Origin of the sequence: Marinitoga sp. 1138 (assembly GCF_013363265.1) — a bacterium.
Classification (GTDB): domain Bacteria; phylum Thermotogota; class Thermotogae; order Petrotogales; family Petrotogaceae; genus Marinitoga; species Marinitoga piezophila.
On the sequence record NZ_LBFA01000030.1, the window covers coordinates 39,742 to 61,094 of the forward strand.

At 29.8% G+C, this 21,353-nt stretch carries 15 protein-coding genes; 6 read left to right on the forward strand and 9 right to left on the reverse strand.

Features of this window, described 5'->3' with window-relative positions; genetic code table 11:
• Window positions 1–2: 2 nt before the first annotated feature.
• The 3 genes from XO11_RS09890 to fliD all read left to right on the forward strand — a co-directional run bounded on the left by XO11_RS09890 (window position 3) and on the right by fliD (window position 3,192).
• Window positions 3–830 (forward strand): PHP domain-containing protein, encoded by an 828-nt coding sequence (locus tag XO11_RS09890; RefSeq protein WP_014297457.1) that lies wholly within the window; start codon window positions 3–5, stop codon window positions 828–830.
• Between the two features lie 82 nt (window positions 831–912).
• Window positions 913–1,305, forward strand: coding sequence for a flagellar protein FlaG (locus XO11_RS09895; RefSeq protein ID WP_175418563.1), 393 nt, complete (start codon window positions 913–915; stop codon window positions 1,303–1,305).
• A gap of 18 nt (window positions 1,306–1,323) precedes the next feature.
• Window positions 1,324–3,192, forward strand: a complete 1,869-nt coding sequence (gene fliD / locus XO11_RS09900; protein WP_014297459.1) for a flagellar filament capping protein FliD — start codon at window positions 1,324–1,326, stop codon at window positions 3,190–3,192.
• Between the two features lie 39 nt (window positions 3,193–3,231).
• Here fliD and XO11_RS09905 read toward each other — a convergent pair whose 3' ends face one another.
• Entirely contained in the window at window positions 3,232–4,719 is a 1,488-nt protein-coding gene (locus XO11_RS09905) for a carboxypeptidase M32 (protein WP_175418564.1), read from the reverse strand.
• Window positions 4,720–4,832: 113 nt separating this feature from the next.
• Here XO11_RS09905 and glmM point away from each other — a divergent pair, with 113 nt between their 5' ends.
• Window positions 4,833–6,149, forward strand: a complete 1,317-nt coding sequence (gene glmM / locus XO11_RS09910; protein ID WP_175418565.1) for a phosphoglucosamine mutase — start codon at window positions 4,833–4,835, stop codon at window positions 6,147–6,149.
• Window positions 6,150–6,178: 29 nt separating this feature from the next.
• Here the strand turns inward: glmM and XO11_RS09915 are convergent, their stop codons facing one another.
• Window positions 6,179–6,535 (reverse strand): response regulator, encoded by a 357-nt coding sequence (locus tag XO11_RS09915; RefSeq protein WP_014297462.1) that lies wholly within the window; start codon window positions 6,533–6,535, stop codon window positions 6,179–6,181.
• Complete coding sequence (locus XO11_RS09920; RefSeq protein ID WP_217671924.1) at window positions 6,532–9,090, reverse strand: ATP-binding protein; 2,559 nt, start codon at window positions 9,088–9,090, stop codon at window positions 6,532–6,534. Before XO11_RS09920 ends, XO11_RS09915 begins: the two co-directional genes overlap by 4 nt.
• A gap of 194 nt (window positions 9,091–9,284) precedes the next feature.
• Here XO11_RS09920 and XO11_RS09925 point away from each other — a divergent pair, with 194 nt between their 5' ends.
• Complete coding sequence (locus XO11_RS09925; protein ID WP_175418567.1) at window positions 9,285–12,434, forward strand: hypothetical protein; 3,150 nt, start codon at window positions 9,285–9,287, stop codon at window positions 12,432–12,434.
• Window position 12,435: 1 nt separating this feature from the next.
• The gene (locus XO11_RS09930) at window positions 12,436–13,701 is read left to right on the forward strand and encodes a hypothetical protein (RefSeq protein WP_014297465.1); all 1,266 of its coding nucleotides are present in this window, start codon (window positions 12,436–12,438) and stop codon (window positions 13,699–13,701) included.
• A 30-nt stretch (window positions 13,702–13,731) separates the two neighbouring features.
• On the opposite strand, the gene XO11_RS09935 is transcribed toward XO11_RS09930, so the two are convergent.
• From XO11_RS09935 to XO11_RS09960, 6 genes are all read right to left on the reverse strand, one after another.
• A complete protein-coding gene (locus XO11_RS09935; RefSeq protein WP_014297466.1) occupies window positions 13,732–14,544 on the reverse strand; it encodes a bifunctional 5,10-methylenetetrahydrofolate dehydrogenase/5,10-methenyltetrahydrofolate cyclohydrolase in 813 nt (270 codons plus the stop codon).
• 18 nt (window positions 14,545–14,562) lie between these two features.
• Window positions 14,563–16,224, reverse strand: coding sequence for a formate--tetrahydrofolate ligase (locus XO11_RS09940; RefSeq protein ID WP_014297467.1), 1,662 nt, complete (start codon window positions 16,222–16,224; stop codon window positions 14,563–14,565).
• A 125-nt stretch (window positions 16,225–16,349) separates the two neighbouring features.
• Entirely contained in the window at window positions 16,350–17,639 is a 1,290-nt protein-coding gene (locus tag XO11_RS09945) for a methyl-accepting chemotaxis protein (protein ID WP_014297468.1), read from the reverse strand.
• 2 nt (window positions 17,640–17,641) lie between these two features.
• Entirely contained in the window at window positions 17,642–19,042 is a 1,401-nt protein-coding gene (locus XO11_RS09950) for a diguanylate cyclase (RefSeq protein ID WP_014297469.1), read from the reverse strand.
• Between the two features lie 4 nt (window positions 19,043–19,046).
• On the reverse strand, window positions 19,047–19,592 hold the full coding sequence (locus XO11_RS09955; protein WP_014297470.1) for a chemotaxis protein CheB: 546 nt from the start codon (window positions 19,590–19,592) through the stop codon (window positions 19,047–19,049).
• Complete coding sequence (locus tag XO11_RS09960; RefSeq protein WP_014297471.1) at window positions 19,593–21,350, reverse strand: response regulator; 1,758 nt, start codon at window positions 21,348–21,350, stop codon at window positions 19,593–19,595.
• Window positions 21,351–21,353: the final 3 nt, after the last annotated feature.

The window sequence follows — 21,353 nt, forward strand, 5'->3', positions numbered from 1 at the left end:
CGATGTTACTGGATCTACACTGTCATAGCACATATTCTGATGGTACATGTTCTCCAAAATCTTTAATAAAAAAAGCCAAAAATCTTGGATTAAAATATTTTTCCATTACTGATCACGATACAATAAACGCTCAACCGGAAGCAATTGAGTATTCAAAGCAACTCAATCTCAATTATATACCAGGTGTTGAAATAAATGCAGAATTTCCTACATTAATGGATATTCTTGGATACAATATAGATATAAATAATGATTATTTGTTAAATATACTAAACACAATATTTGAAAAAAGAATAGAAAGAAACAGGTTAATGATAGAACTGCTGAAAGAAGAAGGTTTTAATATTGATATTGAAGATCTTGAAGGAGTTTCTCTTCATACAATAGGTCGTCCCCATATTGCACGTATGCTATTAAAAAAAGGCTATGGAACATCGGTAAGTCAGATAATTAATACATATCTCACAAGAGGAAAAAAATGCTATGTTGAACGATTTAAATTTTCTCCCAAAAAAACCATAAAGGCTATAAAAAAAGCAGGTGGAATTGCAGTTTTAGCTCATCCAAGAAAACTTAGATTATCAAAAATACAGGTTGAGACGCTTTTAAATGAATTAAAAGATTATGGATTGGATGGAGTAGAGGCATTTCATTATTCCAGTGATCCAGAATATACTAATTTTCTAATTGATTTAGCAAGAAAATTGGGGCTTTTAATAACTGCTGGAAGTGATTTTCACGGTACTAACAAACCATTTGTATCCCTTGGAGTTTTTGTTGAAGATTTTATTCTGCAAGATACAATTAACTATTTTATTACAAAATATTAATAAAATAACTTATGTTATTATAAAAATAGCCGATAATAGAAATGGTAGGGAAGAAATATTCAATCTCTGTGGGGGTGTTTTTATGGGAGACTTAAACAGAATAAGTGGGGACTTTGGAAGTTTTATAGATTCAATAACAAGAGATGCCGAAAATAGCAGAAGATTATCGAAAAACAATAATAACATTGGTGAAGAGCATCAAAGAGTACAGGGCAATCAGAATCAACAGAAGAACAATGAAATTAAGGATCCGGAAGTTTTATCAAAAATGATAGAAGAAAAGTTAAATAAATTAAGAGAAATCTTTAAAGGTGAAGTAAAATTTGAAGTAAACAATGATGTTGATATGGTTATAGTTAAAATAATAGATAAAGATTCCAAAAAGGTTATAAGACAGATTCCTCCGGAAACTGCAGTAAAAATTGCAGAAATGCTTGATAAGTTGGAGGGAATATTATTAGATGAACGTGCTTAAAGCGCGGAGGTGATTTAAATGAGTGAAAATAGTTATCTTGGATCATTTCAATTTGGCGGTGTTGCCAGTGGTCTTGATACAGCAAGTATGATAGATAAATTAATGGAAGTTGAAAGAAAGCCGTTAGAAAGGCTTCAAAATGATTATGAAAATTTAAAATTAAAGCAAAAGGCGTGGAAGGAATTAGATGAAAAATTAAGTGACTTCTGGGATTTCCTTGCAACTTTTAAATTAAAGAGCAAACTTATTCCAAAAAGTGTAAGTGTAAGTGATGAAAATGTATTAAGTGCCACAGCTGCAACTTCAGCCACAAATTCAAGTTTCAAAGTTAAGGTTAATTCATTATCCTCATCAACAATTTTAACTCCGGATAATACTTTAGGTGATGTACCTGATTTAAATACGCAATATTATAAATTAACTGGAAGGACAACACCGGTAGCAGGGACATTTACATTAAAAGCTTTAGATTCAAATGGTAATACACTTGAAACAGTAAATATTGATTTTGCAGGTACAGATACAATACAGGATATAATAAATAAAATCGATTCAAATTCCACATATTTTACAGCTGAATTAGTTGATGGGAAATTAAAAATACATGAAAAGGCCGGACAGGAAGGTTCCGTTGCAAATATTTTATTGGGCGATGCTTCTGATACAAGTAATTTTACAGAAGTATTCAATCTTGAGGGTGCTGATTATGTTGCTGGCAGTGGCGGAAGTGCTGGTTATATTGAAAGTACTGTACATGCAGGTGCAGTAAATACCGGAACAACATTGTCAGATATAAGTTCTGATGTAACTTCTGGAATAATCAGAATAAACGGAACAGAAATTACAGTAAGTGCAGATGATACAATAGGAAGTTTAATTTCAAGAATAAATGCTTCAAATGCAGGGGTTATTGCATGGTATGATGAGAATGAAGATAAATTAATGATAAGAAATAAAGAAGGCGGTCCACAGTCTATTACAATAGAGGATGGAGATGCAGATGGAAATAATAAAACTAATGTTTTAGATGATTTGTCCTGGGTAGATGCAACAGGAAATTATATGGGAAAAGTAACTCCTGGTACTGCTGCAAATGTTGAAATAGATATAGATGGCGATGGTGTAGCTGATCTTACAAAAACAACATGGGGTAATACAGTTGAATATAATAATGTTACCATTGATTTGAAATCAACATCTACAGATTGGGTAAATGTTCAGGTTACACAGGATGCAGATGCTACATATGATAAAATAAAAGAATTTGTAGATAAATACAATGAAGTAATTGGTTATGTGTATGAAAAATTAAATGAAGAGCCAGTAAAACCAGAAAGAGGGAAAGAATTAAGCGAAGAAGATAAAATGAAAGGTGTTTTAAAAGATGATCAAAATCTAAGAGATATCTTTTATAAATTAAGAGATATTGCATATGGAGTTGTTGATTGGACTTCTGATGTAAAAGGAAAATATAGTTCTTTATATGATATAGGAATATCTTCTGGTGATGCTGGTGGGACGTATGAAAATACAATGAAAGGTGTTCTTTCAATTGATGAGGATAAATTAAAGGCTGCTATACAGGATAATGCAGAAGAAGTATGGAAATTGTTTGCATATGAAGATGATAATAATAAAGGGATAGCAATACAGTTTAAGGATTATGTATGGGATACAACAAAGTTTGGTGGAACTATAGATCAAATTTCTGGAACCACAGGCACTATTGGACTTGAAATGAGAGATATAGCAAAAAGAATGGTTTCGCTTGTAGATCAACTTCAAAGAAAAGAAGCATATTACTGGCAGAAATTCTCAGCTATGGAGCAATCTGTATCTCAAATGCAATCACAGGGTTCATGGATATTAGGAGCATTTGCAAAATAATAAAATTAAGGGCTGTTAAATTTAACAGCCCTTTTTATTTTAGATTTTATAAACTTTATTAAATTTTTCTTCTATATATTTCATGAAATATTCTGGATTTAATTCTTCCCCAGTTGCCATTTTTATTAATTCTCCTGGTTCATACATCTTTCCTTTTGAATGTATTTTATCTCTTAACCATTTAAGAAGAGGTTTAAAATCTCCTTTTCTAATAGTTTCATTATAATCCGGAATATCTTTTTTCATTGCATATAATAATTGTGCTGAATAAAGGTTTCCTAACATATATGAAGGGAAGTATCCAAAAGAGCCATGTGCCCAATGAACATCCTGTAAAACCCCTTCGCTATCCTTTTCAGGAACAACGCCAAGATATTTTTCCATTTTTTCATTCCATATTTTTGGTAAATCCGCTACTTTAATTTTATCATTTATTAAAGCTTCCTCAATTTCAAAACGCAACATAATGTGAAGATTATATGTAACTTCATCGGCTTCTGTTCTTATTAATGATCTTTCAACGTAATTTGTTGCTCTGAAAATATCTTCGGGTGTATATTTCTTTAATTCTGGAAATACATCAACAAGATCGTTATAAAAATATTCCCAGAATTCCGGGCTTCTTCCTACAATATTTTCCCAGAATCTTGATTGACTTTCATGAATTCCCATTGAAGCACCATCACCAATAGGTAATCCTGAAAATTCTGCAGGGATTCCCTGTTCGTATAATGCGTGTCCTCCTTCATGAATTGTACTATATAATGAATCATTTAAATCGTGTTCGTTGTATCTTGTTGTGATTCTTACATCATTTAATCCTATTGTTGTTGTAAATGGGTGCATTGCCACGTCCATTCTTCCTGCTTTAAAGTCATAATTCATTAAGTTTAAAGCACGTATAGATAGTTCTTTCTGTTTTTCAACAGGAAAAAATTGCTTTAAAATTTCATTATCTGGTTTTTCGCCTTTTTCGAGTTTAGCGAGATAATTTACCAGAAAATCCCTTAAAGGTTCAATAATCTTTTTAAGTTCTGATGTTTTAAGTCCTGGTTCATACATATCCAATAAGGCATCGTATCTATTTTCTTCATATCCTAATTTATCGGCAATTTGTTTTGTCAATTCAACAATTTTTTCCAGATGTGGTTGGAAAATAGAGAAATCATTATTTGTTTTTGCCTTTTCCCATGCAGCCTGAGCTTTTGAGGTTTCAATACTTAATTCTTTGTATAGTTCTGGAGGAATTTTTTTAGATTTTTCAAGTTCCTTTTTTGCAACTCTGACTATAGCTTTATCAACTTCGCTTTCTAAAAGTTCTCTCTCTGCATTTAAAACAAGATTCCATGTTTCATCAGAAACAGACATTTCAAAAGCATGACCTGAAATTTCACCAATTACCTCAGCTCTTTCTTCAGCAGCTTTTTCTGGCATCATAGTTTCAAAATCCCATTCAAGCAATGCAGCGGCTGTGTTATACCTCGATATTAATCTTAATCGTTTTTTTAAATCTTCTAATGCGCTCATTAAAATACCCCCTTGAAAAAAATTTCATATAATATTATATTACTACATTAAATTTTCTTTGTCAATATAAATATATGATATAATTATATATATAAATTATGTGGAGGTGGATTATGAAAAGATTATTTGGAACTGATGGTATTAGAGGTTTGGTAAATGAAGAGTTAACTGTAGATTTAACATATAAAGTGGGAAATGCATTGGGAAGAATGTATGCAGGTAAATATGAAAAATTGTTAATTGGAAGAGATACACGAAATTCAGGAGAAATGTTTGAAGCAGCTTTAGCCGCTGGAGCATTATCTGCCGGTTTAAATGTTGAATTTTGTGGTGTTATAACAACACCGGCTTTGGCATATTTAACCAAAAGCGAGAAAAGTCTGGGAGTTATGATTTCAGCGTCACATAATCCTGCAAATTATAATGGAATAAAGGTTCTTGCAGAAGGATTTAAAATATCAGATGAAGATGAAGTGGATATAGAAAATATTATTCTTGAAAAACATCCTGACTATGTTCCATATGGCGAAATAGGGAAGATGACGTCATCGCATTTAAAGGACAAATATACAGGATATATAGTATCTTTATTTGAAATAAATAATTTAAATTATAAAATTGCTGTTGATGTTGGAAATGGTGCAACAGGTGCGGTAATAGATAAGATTTTTGGTGCATTTAATATTGATTATGATTTGTATTTTAATGAACCTGACGGTTTAAATATCAATGAAAAATGTGGTTCTACGCATCCAGAAGTTCTTGCAGGAATAGTAAAAGAAAAAGGATATGATCTTGGAATATTATTTGATGGTGATGGTGACAGATGTTTATTCATTGATAAAAATGGTAAGTTAATTGATGGAGATAAATTAATGGCAATAAATGCTTTAAAATTAAAAGAAAAAGGAAGATTATCAGGTAATCTTGTTGTTGCAACAATAATGAGTAATTTAGGTTTAGAAAAGTTTCTTGAAAAACATGATATTTCATTAATGAGAACAGCAGTTGGGGATAAATATGTATTGGAAGAAATGTTGGCTTCAAAGGCGAATCTTGGTGGGGAACAATCGGGACATATTATTTTCCTCGATAAAGCTACAACAGGAGATGGTATAATAACAGCGCTTGAAACTCTGGAAACAATGCTTCATTATAACAAAAATATCGATGAACTTATTAAAGATATTCCAGAATATCCTCAATTATTAAAAAATGTTTCTGTGAAAGATAAGAAAGCTGTTATGAGGAATAAAAACTTAATAGAAGCAATAGAGAAATTTTCAAAACTTGATAATTTCAGACTTGTAGTAAGACCATCTGGAACAGAACATAAAATTAGGATAATGGCTGAAGGTGAAGATAAAAAATTAGTGCATGATGTTGTTAATGAATTATATGCCATGATAGAAGAAATAGAAAAATATTAAAATAAACGTAAGCCCCGATAATTCGGGGCTTACGAATTTAATACCTTTAAAATTGCATCTCTAACCTTATCTGGAGAAAAAGGTTTTACAATATAATATTTTGCACCTTTTTCAATAGCTTCTAAAACTCTTGTTCTATGCCCCAAAGAGGTCACCATAATTACTTTAGCTTTTGGATCAAAAGCTAAAATATTTTGTAGAGCCTTTAAACCGTTTTCTTTAGGCATTGTAATATCCATTGTAACTATATTTGGCCTGAATTGCTTATATTTTTCAACAGCTTCTTCACCATCAGAAGCTTCTATAATTTCAAAGTTTAAAGGTTCTAATATCATTTTTAATTGATTTCTTATAAATGGTGCATCATCTACAATAAGTATTCTCATATATCTTCCTCCGGTATTTCAAAATGGAATATTGTTCCTTTGTCTATTTCACTTTCGACATATACCTTTCCGTTGAGTTTTTCAACCTCTTTTTTTACAACATTTAACCCAATACCTCTTCCAGAGATTTCAGTAACTTCAACCTTTGTAGAAAAACCTTCATGGAATATTATATCAAAAATTTTCTCTTTGTCATAGGGGATATTTTTTCGATTGGCAACAGCAATTAATTGGTTTTTGTCAATACCGCTTCCATCATCTTCAATATCAATTTTCAATAGTCCGTCTTCTTTAAAAATACGTATTGTAATATTTCCATATTCAGTTTTCCCTTTTTCAATACGTAATTCGGGTATTTCAATACCATGATCTATAATATTTCTAAAAACATGAACAAGTGATTTTATAAATTCAAAATACTTATCCGGATCGATATATACATCTTCATCCTGTATAATTTGAGGATAGTTTATAACTTTACCTAAGCGAGTTGCTAATTCTTTAGAATATTGCAAATAAGGTTTTAATAAATCATCGATTTTTTTGTATCTTAATTTTCGTATATCCTTTAATATTTTTTTAGCCTTTTCATTTTCAAAGTATTTTAATACTTTATTTTCTAATTCTATAATCTTGCTTTTTGGTATTTTAAGTTTTTCCTCGTCATTTAAAAATTCCTCACCCAGAGCCTCTTTCAAAATATCTAATTCAGAGGATAACTTTTCATAAATGTTGAATTTTTCAAATAATAGTTTTTCAAAGTATTTTTGAGAAAATGTTTTCTTTTCAATAGCCTTTATAATCTCATTTTCGATTAAATGAAGAGTATATGAGATTTGAGTTAGATAAAATTGAGCAAAAACTCCTTTATATGTATGAATGGCTCTGTGTATTTCAAAATTCTTTTCATTTTTTGAATCTTTAGATTCAAAAATCTCAATATAACCATGTGATATAAAATATTTGAAATCCTTTAAGTTATACATAAAAGCATCGTAATTTTGAATAACAGTTATAATTTTATTTAAATTTTCTCGTTCTGTTTGAATTGCCTGTTCAAGTGCTTTTTCGTTTGTAATATCTTTTAATACAAGCATTATCTTTTTCTTATCATCAAAATCTATTTCTTTAAATCTTAGATTATAATACTTTTCTTTAAATAATATTTCTTCAGGAAGAAATGAAAAATAAACTTCTTTTCTTAAAGAATCATTTTCAGCAAAAATATCTTCAAAAATACGTTTTACAAAATCCTTATCTTCAGAAAACAATAAATCCAGAATATTTTTCTTTCCTATATCTCCATCAAAAATCTTAAGGCACTCTTTACTATATGTATCATCAATTATAAAATTCTCGTCAAAAGCCAGAAATCCTTCACCAGAATTATCAAGTAACATCTTAATCTCTTTTGTTCGTTTTGATACTTCTTTGTCAAGATCGGCATTCCATATTTCCAGAATTTTGTTTTTTACAGAAAGTTCAAGGTTTAAATCCTTTATATTTTTCAAGGACATAATAATCATTGAATTTATTAATATAAAAATGGACCACTGTATTAAAGGCCTTTCCCATTTTATTATTCTAAAATCCCCTAAAATTTCATAAATGGTAAAAATAGAAACAGTAACAATTGAAAAAGAAAAAATATAAGCTTTTCTATCTTTAAATCTGGAAATTCCAATATACATATAGTACATCATCAGCATTATATCAATAATCATCAATAAATATAGCAATAATACATATTTTACATAATAATTTGGTTCTATTCCTGTAAAAATCTGAATTAATGTAATTCCTGCAAAAATAATAAGATGAGCCTTTATGAGAATTCGAATATATTTTTTTGATGAATAGTCAAATATATTATAAAAAAATCCCAGAATGCCAATTGGAGATAAATACTTTCCAATATCCATTAAATATGCCCAGAAAACAGGATTATCATAAAAGTATTTAAAGGTTTGATTTTGTCCCATAATAAATGTTGAAAGAGAAATAGAAAAGATTCCAAGATATAAAAATAATTTTCCTTCATTTAAGCTTTTATTCATTGTCCAGAAATAAATGGCAAAAATAAAAGCCAAAAATCCAATAAAGATATTAAATGCTATTAAAATCAATCTATCCGATTCATAAACTATTTGATGAGTTAATAATTCTTTTTCGTTGCCAAGTAAAAATTCTCCAAAAAAACCAACATCCCTTTTTTTAGAAGTTATCTTTAAAAGAAGATATTTGTTCTGGAAGTTATCAGGGATTTTAAAAATGCTTTTAGGGCTAAAATAACTTTCTTCAGAAATATTGCTATATATTACCTTATTACCAATATAAAGGGTAAAAAAATTCAGGATTCCGCGTATATAAATAGCAGGTTCCTCGAAGGTCACATCTGGAAGCTTATAACGAAGCAAAAGTTCTTCGCCCTTATTTTCAATGGGGATACCGGGATTTTCATATTTGTGCCATTCTTTTTCGGATTCCCATTTATATTCCCAGCCATCATATAACTTAATATATGAGAAAGCTGAAGTGAAAAATAATAAAAACAAAAAGAAAAATAAGGAATATTTTTTTAACATATTATCCCCCTAACTACTATATTATATCTGTATATAATATTATACCATAAAATATGGCTATATTAAGAACTTAGTAAAATATAATAAGTCTAAAGTTATAAAGCGAACACTTAATGAAAATGTGATATAATATAAAAAAAGAAATTTTAAAGAGAGGTGATTTTATGAAAAAGAGTATTATCATTGGAATTATGATTTTAATGCTGGTACTATTAGCGTCATGTGTGCAAAATGTAAAAGTAAAAGCCAAACCGGATTTAGGTGTTCCAGTTTCGGCTACAAGTATAGCAGTTAGTGATTTTACAGTTGGTATTGAAGATGGAATAAAATCCGTTCTTCCAGGTGCTGAAATAATTACTGTAGATGGAACAAAGGCAATACGTTATGCAACTGGATTGGTTGTAGATGGAGGAGAATCGTTTAAAGAAATAGATTCTTTCAGTACTTCAATAATACAGGAAATCTCCATTCCTTCTATTGATGATATAGATCCAATAAATATTGAAGTTCCTTCCATGGATTTTGATCCTCAATCAATTACTATGAATCTTCCCGATCTTGGTTCAACTCCTGAATCTACCCAGGCAAATATTGGAGCTATTTCTATTCCTGATAGCGTAACTTTTCCTGATATTTCATTGGAAATAGAAATTTGGGGTTCTGTAGATGATGATGGAAGTGTCTCGCAACCTATAAACGCAACAGAATTTAATACTTTAGTATTTTCACAAGGGGCTATAAATATAGATGTTAAGCATAATGATGGTGGAGATGCGGTTACAATTGAGACTCAAGTAATGATAAAAAATTCAAATGGAAGTGTATTAAAGAGTAATATTGCAACCCTTGCTCAAGGAGAATCGGATACATTGGTGATATCTTTAGAAGATGGAGATATTCTTACTAAAGATGCAATTATAACCTTAATTGCAACTATAACAAGTGGTACAGGGAACGGAAATAATACATTAAATGTAAATAACATATCTTTTTCCACTGATACTCAAATCAAAGCAGCAGAAGGTATTGAGTTTGAAACTGGAAAATCAATAACCCAGGAAATTAATCCCGGTTTTGGAAGTACAAAATTTTCCACAGTTACAATAAGCGGTAGCTTTGACGTTGGAATTCAATTCCCTTCAACATGGCAAAATATTTCAACAGAATATGAAGCAACAATAGTATATTCATATTCAAATGATACAAAGGAAATTTTAATTGCGCATAAAGATGTTTCAGAAAATGGACCTCTTAATTTTGATAATGTTTCTATACCATATGATGCAAATGGAGTTTTTAAATTTACAGTAGATTCAACATATACAAATGAATCAGGTCAAAAAGCCAATGTAAATTTTGAAGATTCGCCAACATTTACAATTACTCCAGATATAACAATTAATTCAATAGAAGGCTTTGAGGTTGAAAATACACAAACTATGGATTTGCCAGATGAAATAGAATCTGTTACATTTATGAGTGGAAGTTTTGAATTGAAAATTACTGATACAAAGATTGCTTCTATAGTAGCCTCCTTTGAATACAACAAAGGAGATGGAACAACAGATAAAGTATATTTTAATGTGGAAGACACTGGAGAAGCAACTTTAAATTTAGCAGGTATTACCATGTCTGGAAATTTATCAGTTGATGCAACAGTTTTAATCGATAAAATTTCACTTGATTTTGATTCAGGCAATTCAGACACATTAAATGCAGAGGTAAACTTTTCAGAGCCAAAAATTTCCAGAGTAACAGTAAATAAAGAAATAAAACAGGATATCCCAATTCCAGAGGATATTAAAAGCGTTATTTTTGGTTCTGGTACAATAGAAATAACATTATTAAATGCTAAATTTACAGGTATTAGTGGTAATTTAATATATCAGACTAATAGCACACCTCTTCAACTTACATCAGAAGGATCTGCAACGATAGATATGACAGATCTGGAATTAGGAGCACCAAGTGCCGAAATAAACATTACTTCAATTGCTATTGAGTCAGATGCAGGTATATCTCTTGGAGATAACATTACTGCAAACGTAGAATTAAAAGAACCAAAAATAAAACATGTGGAAATAAAATCATCTGATAGTATGGATATTTCAGAGTCTCAATTTGTAGATTTTGCAGGATTAAAAGAGGTTTTAAATTCCATAACCTTTACGGATCCATCAACAATTTTAATTGAATGGGATAATAAATTACCAGTTGATATTAATTCAAAAATAGCTATTCCTGAATTAAATGTTAACGATCAATTTGTAATTAGTGGTGAATCAAGTAAAGTTATTAATTTTAGTGGAGAAGTAAATCTTGATAACGGATTAAACTTTACCTTTGAAGCATCGCCGCAAAATTACGATGGCGAAGTTCTTACAATAGATATTTCAAATGAAGATGATTATTTGGAAATGGGATCTAAATATACACTTGAAGCAACAGTTTCCCTTGATTATAATCTTAATGCAAGTGTAAAACCAATTAATACAAATATAATTACAGAGGATAATCCTTTGAATTTTGAAATTCCAATTTCTGAAGAGACTACACTCACATTAAATGATATAGAATTAGATGGTTTTTCAGCAAAGATACTTGGAAATATTCCTCAGGATCTGGTTAGTGCAAATAATAAAATAACCTTAACAGCAACATACACAGTTGATAATGTTAAAAAGGTTAAATCAGTTGATGTTGTATTGGATAAAACTAATATAGAAAAAGATATTACTGATTTCTTGCTGGAAGTTTTAAAAGGAAAAGATGTTGTAATGTCAATGAAATCAAATGATATTACTGCAAATATTACATCTCTGAATAATTTTAAATTCTCATTTAAAATTGATATGACAGTACCTTTGAGTTTTACTATTTTAGGAAATGAGCCATTAACACTTTTGGAAATAAAAGGCGAAAATGATGTTTTGGGCAGAGATGAAAATTCTGAAAGCGATGATACTTTAATTAATTCTATATTAGGAGATGATGGATCAATTAAGATACATATAAAATATAATAATACATCAGGTCTTTCACCGGAAGTTATCTTGATAGGAAGAAATAAATTTGATAAACAGCTAATGAAAAAAACATTTACATTAAAGGACGGTTCTCATGAAGATGTTATTGAAATTAAATCGGAAGATATAAAAACTATTATGAATACAATTCCGTATTATCTCGATACGAAAGTTCAAATTAATCCAGGTGATTTACAGAGCTTTCTTGATAATGGAAAAGTAGATATAAAAATATGGTTAGAAGTAAAAACAGATGTAGATATGGACCTTATGGAAGGTGGTGAATAATATGAAGAAATTATATATATTACTTTTGATTTTTATATTTTCCATTTCATTGTTTGCAAATCCCAATATAAATAAACCATGGAATTATAAATTTAATCCAGCTTTATTGGATTTTGGCACGAGAAACTTTATAGATATAGGAGTAAACGCAAATCTTGATTTGGCAAATCCTGTTATTTCCATGGGTGATTTGTTTAAAGAAGAGATAGTTATAGATTTAAATGAAATATATGATAATTTAGATGGAAATCCATTGCCTATAACCCTTGATCTTGATACAGGATTGTATTTAAAGTTGCATTTATGGTCTTTTTCATATGCCAAAGAATATTCAATTGATGGAAATATAGATGTGTCTATTCCAAATGCAATAGTGGAATTTCTTGCAGAGGGAAATGTTGAGGATGGAGAATTTAAGGATTTAGAAGGTAAAGATGGAATATTTAATGTTGATATTATAGCTCAGTCAAGTAATTATTATTCATTTGGTAATAAGAATTATTCATACGGAATAATGTTATCTAAATTTTATCCAGTTATGATTATGAGAAGCAGTATAGATTTTTCGCAGACTGCAGATGCAGATAAGGGAATTATGAAGATAGATTATGCTGTTGTTGGAAATGTAAATAGTTCTTTGCAATCTTTATCTTCACTATTAGGAGATTCTGAAGATTATTATGGTCCAGATTTAAATGAGGATTTAATGGAAACATTTAAGAGTGAAAGCGCAGGATTTAAAATGAGTATAGGATATGTTAATGGTTATAATAGAAAAGCAAAATGGGGAATAGCAATAAATGATATTGTTTTAAAACCAGCTCAGGCAGATTATGCATATACCCTTTCTTCAACATCTTCTATAACAATAGAAAATATGAATATAGAAACAGAAGAAGGAAGTACAATGCTTAAAGAGGATGAAGATGCATTGGTTATGGAATATCCAAATTCACCAGAAGATATGCCTATGAGCATTAGTTATTTCTTTACAACGCATATGTTATTTGATTTTACACCACATTTTCAGTATTATATGGGAAAAGGACTTGATTATGGAGTTTCAATTGATGGAAATCTCTGGATAATTCCATTCTGGATGGATATAAGCAAGAATCAGAATGTATGGTCGTTAAATACAGGATTTGGGCTAAATATTCATCTTGCAGATGTTAATTTTACAATAGGATCAGCTTCAGATACTTTTGGTGGAATGTGGAAGTTTGAAGGGTTTACAGTTAAAGTTAATGTAGCAGCTGGAATTTAATGGGTTTAATTAAAAAGAAGAGATAGCTTTTTAGCTATCTCTTCTTTTTAATTTGTAAGCTTTTATTGTATTTTCTAAGAGTATTAAGGAGGTTATTTCGCCAACACCACCAGGCACTTCGGTAACGTAAATATAATCATATAAGTTTTTATCAACATCTCCAACGATCTCATCATTAACAACATTTATTCCAACATCTATTACAACGCTTTTTTCGTTTACCAGGTCTTTTGTTATAAATGCCGGTTTTCCCACTGCGGAAACTATGATATCAGATTTTTTTGTGTATTCTTCAATATTTTTTGTATGACTATGGCATATAGAAACAGTGGCGTTGTTTTCATGACCAGATAACATAATGGAAACTGGTGTTCCAACTATTACACTACGTCCTATTACTGTGATTTTTTTACCATCAGGATTGGTAAAATGATTTATTATCCTTACAACAGAGTCAGCGGTACATGGTTTGAAATAAGCATTGCCATATATTAAATTACCAAGATTATATGGATGTATTCCTTCCACATCTTTTTGAGGATTGAGATATTCTATAATTTCCTTAATATCAAATGGTAAAGGTTGAGCAATAAATATACCATCAATATTATTATCCTGAGAAAGATTTTTTAAAGATTTAATCATTTCCTCTTTGTTTTTTGTTTCAATTGATATGTAATTAATACGGAATTTTTTTGATAGACGTTTTTGTGATTTTAAATAAGCTTTTGTTGCAGGATCTGGATTACATGAAATACTTGCCAGAGTTACTTCATGATTTTTTGTAAATTCAGATATTTTATTTCTTATGGATTCAGCAAGAGGTTCAATATCTATTATCATAATTAATCACCTCTTTTATTAGAATAATCCTGTTATGTTTCCATCTGCGTCAACATCAAGATTTACTGCATTTGAGACTTTTGGTAATCCGGGCATTCTCATAATTTCTCCAGCAAGTGCAACGATAAATCCTGCTCCAGCTGAGAGTTCAAAATCACGGATTGTAAAGTTGTAATTTGAAGGAGCTCCGAGTTTTTTAGGGTCATCTGAAATTGAATATTGTGTTTTTGCGACTATAACAGGTAAATGATCATATCCATATTTTTTGAAGAATTTAATTTTATTTCTTGCTGCCATTTCATAATCTACATGTGAAGCTCTGTATATTTCTTTTGCAAGTTTCATGATTTTTACTTCAAGTGGGTCATGCCAGTTATATATAGGTTTTAATTCGCTTTCTTTTTCTGACTCTTCTAAAACTTTTTTTGCTAAATCAAGGGCACCTTCAGAACCTTTTGCAAATGCTTCATTTAATGCGATTTTCACTCCAAGATTTTCTACGAATTTTATAACAAATTCCAGTTCTTTATCAGTATCTGTGCTGAATCTGTTTAATGCAACAACAACAGGAATACCAAATTTTCTTAAGTTTTCTATATGAACTCTTAGATTTTCTATTCCGTTTCTTAATGCTTCCATATTTTCCTGTTCGAAATCCTTTGTTCCTCCGTTGTATTTTAATGCTCTTACTGTAGCAACTAAAACAATAACGTCTGGTTTAAATCCTGCGGTTGGAGATACAAAGTCAAGGAATTTTTCTGCACCTAAATCTGCTCCAAAACCACTTTCTGTAACAACGTAATCAGTTAATTTTAAAGCCATTTTTGTTGCTATTAATGAATTGGTTCCGTGTGCAATATTTGCAAATGGACCTCCATGAATAAATGCAGGCGTATTTTCAATTGTTTGAACAAGGTTTGGATCTATAGCATTTTTTAATACCGCAGCCAAAGCACCTTCAATTTTTAAATCGCCAATTGTTACAGGTTTTCCTTTTCTTGTTCTTGCAACTACAATATTTTGAAGTCTTCTTTTTAAATCTGGTATATCTTCAGCAAGACATAATACAGCCATTATTTCTGATGCTGCAGTGATTATAAATCCGTCTTCTCTTGGATTTCCGTTTGCATGGCCGCCAAGGGCTATAACTATTTGCCTTAAAGCTCTATCGTTCATGTCCATTGCTCTTTTCCAGAATACTCTTGTTTCATCTATATCGAGATCGTTTCCATATTTTATATGAGCGTCAATTACAGCAGAAACAAGATTATGAGCAGTTGTTACTGCATGGATATCTCCTGTAAAATGTAAATTTATATCTTCCATAGGTAATACCTGAGAATATCCTCCACCTGCTGCACCGCCTTTTACTCCCATTACAGGCCCTAATGAAGGTTCTCTTAAGGTTACTATTGACTTTTTTCCTAATTTGTTTATAGCCATTGATAATCCAATACTTGTTGTGGTTTTCCCTTCACCGGCAGGTGTTGGGTTAATTGCTGTAACAAGTATTAATTTTCCATCTTTTTTGTCTTTTAATTCCCTTAAGTAGTGATGAGAAATTTTTGCAATATAATTTCCACATTGATGAACATAATCCTCTTTAATATTGATGTCTTTAGCAATTTCAGTTATTTTTTTTAATTTTGCTTTTCTTGCGATTTCAATATCACTTAACATATTCCCGCCTCCTTCTGTTAGTTTGTGAATTTTTCACATTCTAATATTATTATACCATAATTTTTTAAAAAAGATAATTTTTATCGGTTTTTTATTTAAAAAAAAGAATGAAGTGGAAATCCACTTCATTCGATTTTTTTAGCCATATTAACAAGTTCATCAATGTTATTTTTTATTTCTTCGAGTGCTTCAAATGTTTGTTTTATTCCATCAAGAACACCTTTTATTAATGTTTTTGTTGAATTTGAGAAAGAAGATAATGTATCGATGTTGTTTACAAAGCTTTCGACAACCTGATCAATAGAATCTAAGGAATTTTCAACGTTTGATAATTCTTTTAATGTTTTTTCTGAAAGCAATACGCTTGAGGTTATACTGCTCTCAATGTTTTTTAAAACTTTTTCTGATTCTCTTGATGTTTTTTTAGCGTCATATGCAAGTTCGTTTATCATATCAGCGATTCTCGAAATACCCTCTCTGTCTATTTCTTCTTTACTTGTTTCGATTGATGAGTTTATTGAAAGTATTGAAACTGTTTCTGATATATCTTTGATTTTATAGTTTAAATCTGAAAGATTATTTATGAAATCTGCTATTTTCATTGTCATTTGAGTCATGTCCTGAATATTCAGGAAGAATGATTTTACATTGTTCAAAATAGAATTTAATTCGCTTCTTCCTTCTTCTATTGCAGATGCAAAGTTTTGAATTAATTCGTCAAGTTCATTTATATTTTTTTGCGTGTTTTTAGTAACAGATTCCATTTCAGCTGCAGCTGCACTGTTTTCAGCTATAAATGAAGCAACATTTGCAGAGAATTCTTCTATACTCTTTACCTGTTTTTTTATTGCCAGTGTTAGCCATTTTCCAAGATAATATGAAATAATAAAGAATATTACCATGAAGATTATAAATATGTTTAGTATATAATATCTGGTTTTTATTAAGTCAGCAAATAATTCGCCATATGTTATTGCATGGGCAAGATAATATGTTTTTCCTTCTGAGGTGATTTTTACAAAGGATACATATCTTTTTTCACCTTCAAAGATATATTCATATGTTCCTGCATCATTTTCTCTCATATATTTCCATAAATCATCAAGTTTTGCGTCTTTGACAATATGAATTCCTACTTTTGTCGGGTCGGTATGTAGTATTGCATATCCTTTTTCATCTATTACATAATAATATCCGGAGTTTTCTTTTGTGAATTCTTCTATAAAATAATCTTCTGTAATTTTTGAAATGTCTTTTATTGAATATCTTTCAATTTTCAATGAATACAAAAACGAATCCAGAATTTCTGTTCTTAAGTTGTTTGAGAATAAATCCCAGCTAATTATGAAAAAAGCAACAAAGAATATGGCGAAAATCCCTAAAATGGCTAAAGAATACTTTAGTTCAAGTTTCATATTTATTCCTCCTCAATAATTATTCTGTTTTTACCCTTTTTCTTGGCTCTGTATAATAATTTATCGGCAGTATTGATAAATATTGTTGCACTTTTATTTTGATAGTTACAGGCAACACCTGCACTAAATGTAACAGGAAGATTTATACCTAAATCTTTCCAATTATAATTTCTTACAGATTCTAATATACGTTCCAGAGCTTTTTTGGCTTCGATGCAGGAGGTTCCCGGCATTAGTATTAAAAATTCTTCTCCGCCAAATCTACCGGCAAAATCATTTTCCCTCATTTCTGAATTTATTATTGTTGCAATATTTTTGAGAACTTTATCTCCTGTTACATGCCCATAAGTGTCATTTATTTTTTTGAAATCATCAATGTCGATCATTGCTATTGATAGTGGATAATTCTTTCTTCTAAATGTAATGAGAAATTCTTTTAATTTGTCAAGTATGTTCTTTTTGTTGAGTAATCCTGTTAAACCATCATTTTCAGCTGCTGTTTTGTAATCATAGAAATTGTTTAATGTTTTGAATAATATACCAAGCGTTTCTGATATCATATTCATAACATATACCATATTATGTTCATTTTTTACATTTTCAAAGAGAATTAATCCCTGTTCTATTTTGTTGTATTCAATGTTAAAAACTGAATAATTGTCAGGCACTTTTGAAACGGCATCATCATACATTCCTTTTATTATCCATTCAGATGGTGTGGTAGGTTTTTTAAAATTCGAAAATAGAAAATCTTTTAAAACACTGCATGAGTAGTTTTTATCTTTTGAAAAGGAATACATTCTTCCAAAACTTGTAGAAATTAGCATAAAAAAGGCATTTTCAAAATTAAAAAATTCTTCAAGAATTAAATAAATCTCTCTCATTATATGTTCTTCATCGTCCATTTTTTCTACTAAATTTAATATCGATGATTTTATTACTTCCATTTTTAAGGATTCTTCAAGAATATCAACTAACTCTCTAAACGGTTCCATTCTAAATTTATGAAATTCTCTTGTCCACTCAATTGAATAATTCCCATCTTCAATGAACTCTTTGATTTTATTCATAAGTTCTTCTGGGTCAGCGTCTTTTCTTAAGAACATGTTTGCGCCGCTTTTTTTTGCCCAAAATTCATTAATTGATTCATTTGCTCCTGTTAGAATTATAATTCCAACATTGGAAAATGCAGCATAGCTTCTTATAAATCTACAAAGATGAACTCCGTTCATTTGCGGCATTACATAATCCGAAATTATAATATCAGGAAGAAAATCAAAAAATTTATTAATTCCTTCAAGTCCATTTTCAGCTACTTCAACATCATACCCATATTGTTCCAGACTTTTTTTTAAGAAAATACGCCATGAAATACTATCGTCAAGAACCAGTACTTTTTTCATACAATCAACCCCTGTTTATTTTTAAAATAAGATTTTTAATACCCTCTATATCTAATTTGTTGTATCTTTTGAGACTTCTCATTGCGGCATTTGTCATATATGGAAATTTCGCACGCTTTTGAATATATATATTTGCATTTTTCTTTTCCAATACTTTTAAGCCATTTGTTCCATCCTGCCCCAATCCACCAAGGAGTATAAAATAAAAGTCATCATTTACAAAGCTTTCGCAACTCTTGAATAGATGGTTTATTGAAGGTGCAATGATATCCTGTGAATCAACTGCGGAAATTGTATTTTCATTTACAAAAATAATGTCTTTCCCGCCTTCTGGAATGTATATTCCAGCATTTAAGGAGGTTATGTTATTTATAATATATACTTTTTGTTTGGTGAAATCTTCAATAAAGTCCTTAAAGTTTTCCACCTGACTTGAAAGATTATGCATTGCAAGTACAACAGGTATTTTTAATTCTTCTTTTATATCAAATATCTTTTTTAATGTATTTGGTCCGCCTGCAGATGCACCTATTACAATTTTTTTTATAATTTACACCTCCAGAAATTTTTTTAATAATATTACGATTTTTTCTGGATCATCGCTTTTTGATAGATATGCATTTATTCCTAAATCAAGACCTTTTTTGATATCTTCTGGTGAGTCTTTTGTACTTAACATAATAATTGGTAAATCTTTATTTCTATTTCTCAATATTCTGGCAACTTCATAACCTGAAATTCCAGGAAGTTCAACATCTAATATTGCGGCATCATATCCTTTTTTCTCTATTGCTTCTTCCCCAGATTTTGCTTCAATTACTCTGAATCCAGCGTTTCTTATTAGTTTTGAAATAACAAATCTGGTTAATGTGGAGTCGTCTAAAACAAGAATAGTTTTTTCTTTGTTTGAAATGCGTTTTTTATTAATGTTTACTTCTTCAATTGAAATTATTGGAACGGGATAAGAAAATATATTTTTGGCAAACCCAACAATGTAATCTTTTTCATATGGTAGTACAAATGTTTCAAAATAACCTATTATTTCATCTACAGCAATAGCTTTATTTCTTCCGGCGATTATAAATTTAAAATCACCTTCTTTAAAGTCTATTAAATCCATAATTTTTCCTTTGTAATTTATTTTTTCGTCATTAATAATTTCGGCATCTTTAAGGACTTCCTGGATTTCATTTGAAAAAATTGCAAAGATTTCATGTTGCCTTTTTACAATTAAAACTTTTTTTGAAGTTAATTCTGTTTTAAATGAAACTATAAATGTTGTTCCTTTTTGAGGAGTGCTTTTTACCTTTATAAATCCTTCTCTTGATTCTACAAAAGCTTTTACAGAATCAAGACCAACACCTCTTCCAGAAGACAAATCAGCAGTTTCTTTTGTTGAAAATCCAGATTCAAAAATTATTTCGTATGGATCTTCATAAGTAATTCCTTTTTCTTTTGCTTTTTCTTTGACTTTTTCTATATCTATACCTTTACCATCATCTGTGACCTCTATATATAAAAATTCGCCTTTTGAATAGCTTTTTATGGTTATTTTTCCGTATTCTTTTTTATTATTTTTAATTCTTTCCTCGGGTAATTCAATGCCATGTGCAATTGCGTTTTTTACAAGATGTACAAGAATATTTCTTAAAAATTTTGCGTCTTTTTTTCCTATTTTTTCATCTTCCACAAAAAGTTCTAAACGGACTTTCTTTTTATTAAAAACTGCTTCCTGATAAACAAGATTTTCAAAATCTTCAAGTACTTTGTTTAAAGAAATGAACTTCGAATCTTCTATAATTTTTTGTATGGATTTTCTAAGTTGTTTTAAATTTTTTAAAGCGCTATTTTTATTTCCCTGAATTAATAGATTTTCTGCTTTAAGTATTTCTTCGAAGATTTTTTCAAAGTAATCTATGTGAACTGAGTCAATGGAAACTCTTCCAGATGAACTATCAATATCTTCTTTACCCTCAAGAATTGAAGAAAAATATTTAACTTCATCTGGAGTTAAATCCTTTTTTTTATTTACAATCTCAGCTGAAATCTTCATTATCCTGGCAACAAAATCTTCTTCCAATTCATTGTCTAAACGTTTTTTAAATTCACTTTCGAGAACATGCATAAAGCTCTGTATATTATTTAATCCCACCAGCCCAGCAGAACCTTTTAGTGTATGAAAGATTCTATGTAAATCCTTTATTATAATGGGATCATGAGTTTCAAGATATTTTTTCAATAATTCAATAGCTTCGTTTAATCGTTCTTCCATTTCATCAAAATATATCTGAGAAAAATCCATTTCCATTTA

Bases quoted from the DNA above. Each gene is read 5' to 3' on its own strand.
- XO11_RS09890 (WP_014297457.1), top strand. From the start codon at position 3: ATGTTACTGGATCTACACTGTCATAGCACATATTCTGATGGTACATGT.
- XO11_RS09950 (WP_014297469.1), bottom strand. From the start codon at position 19,042: ATGAAAAAAGTACTGGTTCTTGACGATAGTATTTCATGGCGTATTTTC.
- glmM (WP_175418565.1), top strand. From the start codon at position 4,833: ATGAAAAGATTATTTGGAACTGATGGTATTAGAGGTTTGGTAAATGAA.
- fliD (WP_014297459.1), top strand. From the start codon at position 1,324: ATGAGTGAAAATAGTTATCTTGGATCATTTCAATTTGGCGGTGTTGCC.
- XO11_RS09915 (WP_014297462.1), bottom strand. From the start codon at position 6,535: ATGAGAATACTTATTGTAGATGATGCACCATTTATAAGAAATCAATTA.
- XO11_RS09905 (WP_175418564.1), bottom strand. From the start codon at position 4,719: ATGAGCGCATTAGAAGATTTAAAAAAACGATTAAGATTAATATCGAGG.
- XO11_RS09895 (WP_175418563.1), top strand. From the start codon at position 913: ATGGGAGACTTAAACAGAATAAGTGGGGACTTTGGAAGTTTTATAGAT.
- XO11_RS09930 (WP_014297465.1), top strand. From the start codon at position 12,436: ATGAAGAAATTATATATATTACTTTTGATTTTTATATTTTCCATTTCA.
- XO11_RS09960 (WP_014297471.1), bottom strand. From the start codon at position 21,350: ATGGAAATGGATTTTTCTCAGATATATTTTGATGAAATGGAAGAACGA.
- XO11_RS09945 (WP_014297468.1), bottom strand. From the start codon at position 17,639: ATGAAACTTGAACTAAAGTATTCTTTAGCCATTTTAGGGATTTTCGCC.
- XO11_RS09935 (WP_014297466.1), bottom strand. From the start codon at position 14,544: ATGATAATAGATATTGAACCTCTTGCTGAATCCATAAGAAATAAAATA.
- XO11_RS09925 (WP_175418567.1), top strand. From the start codon at position 9,285: ATGAAAAAGAGTATTATCATTGGAATTATGATTTTAATGCTGGTACTA.
- XO11_RS09940 (WP_014297467.1), bottom strand. From the start codon at position 16,224: ATGTTAAGTGATATTGAAATCGCAAGAAAAGCAAAATTAAAAAAAATA.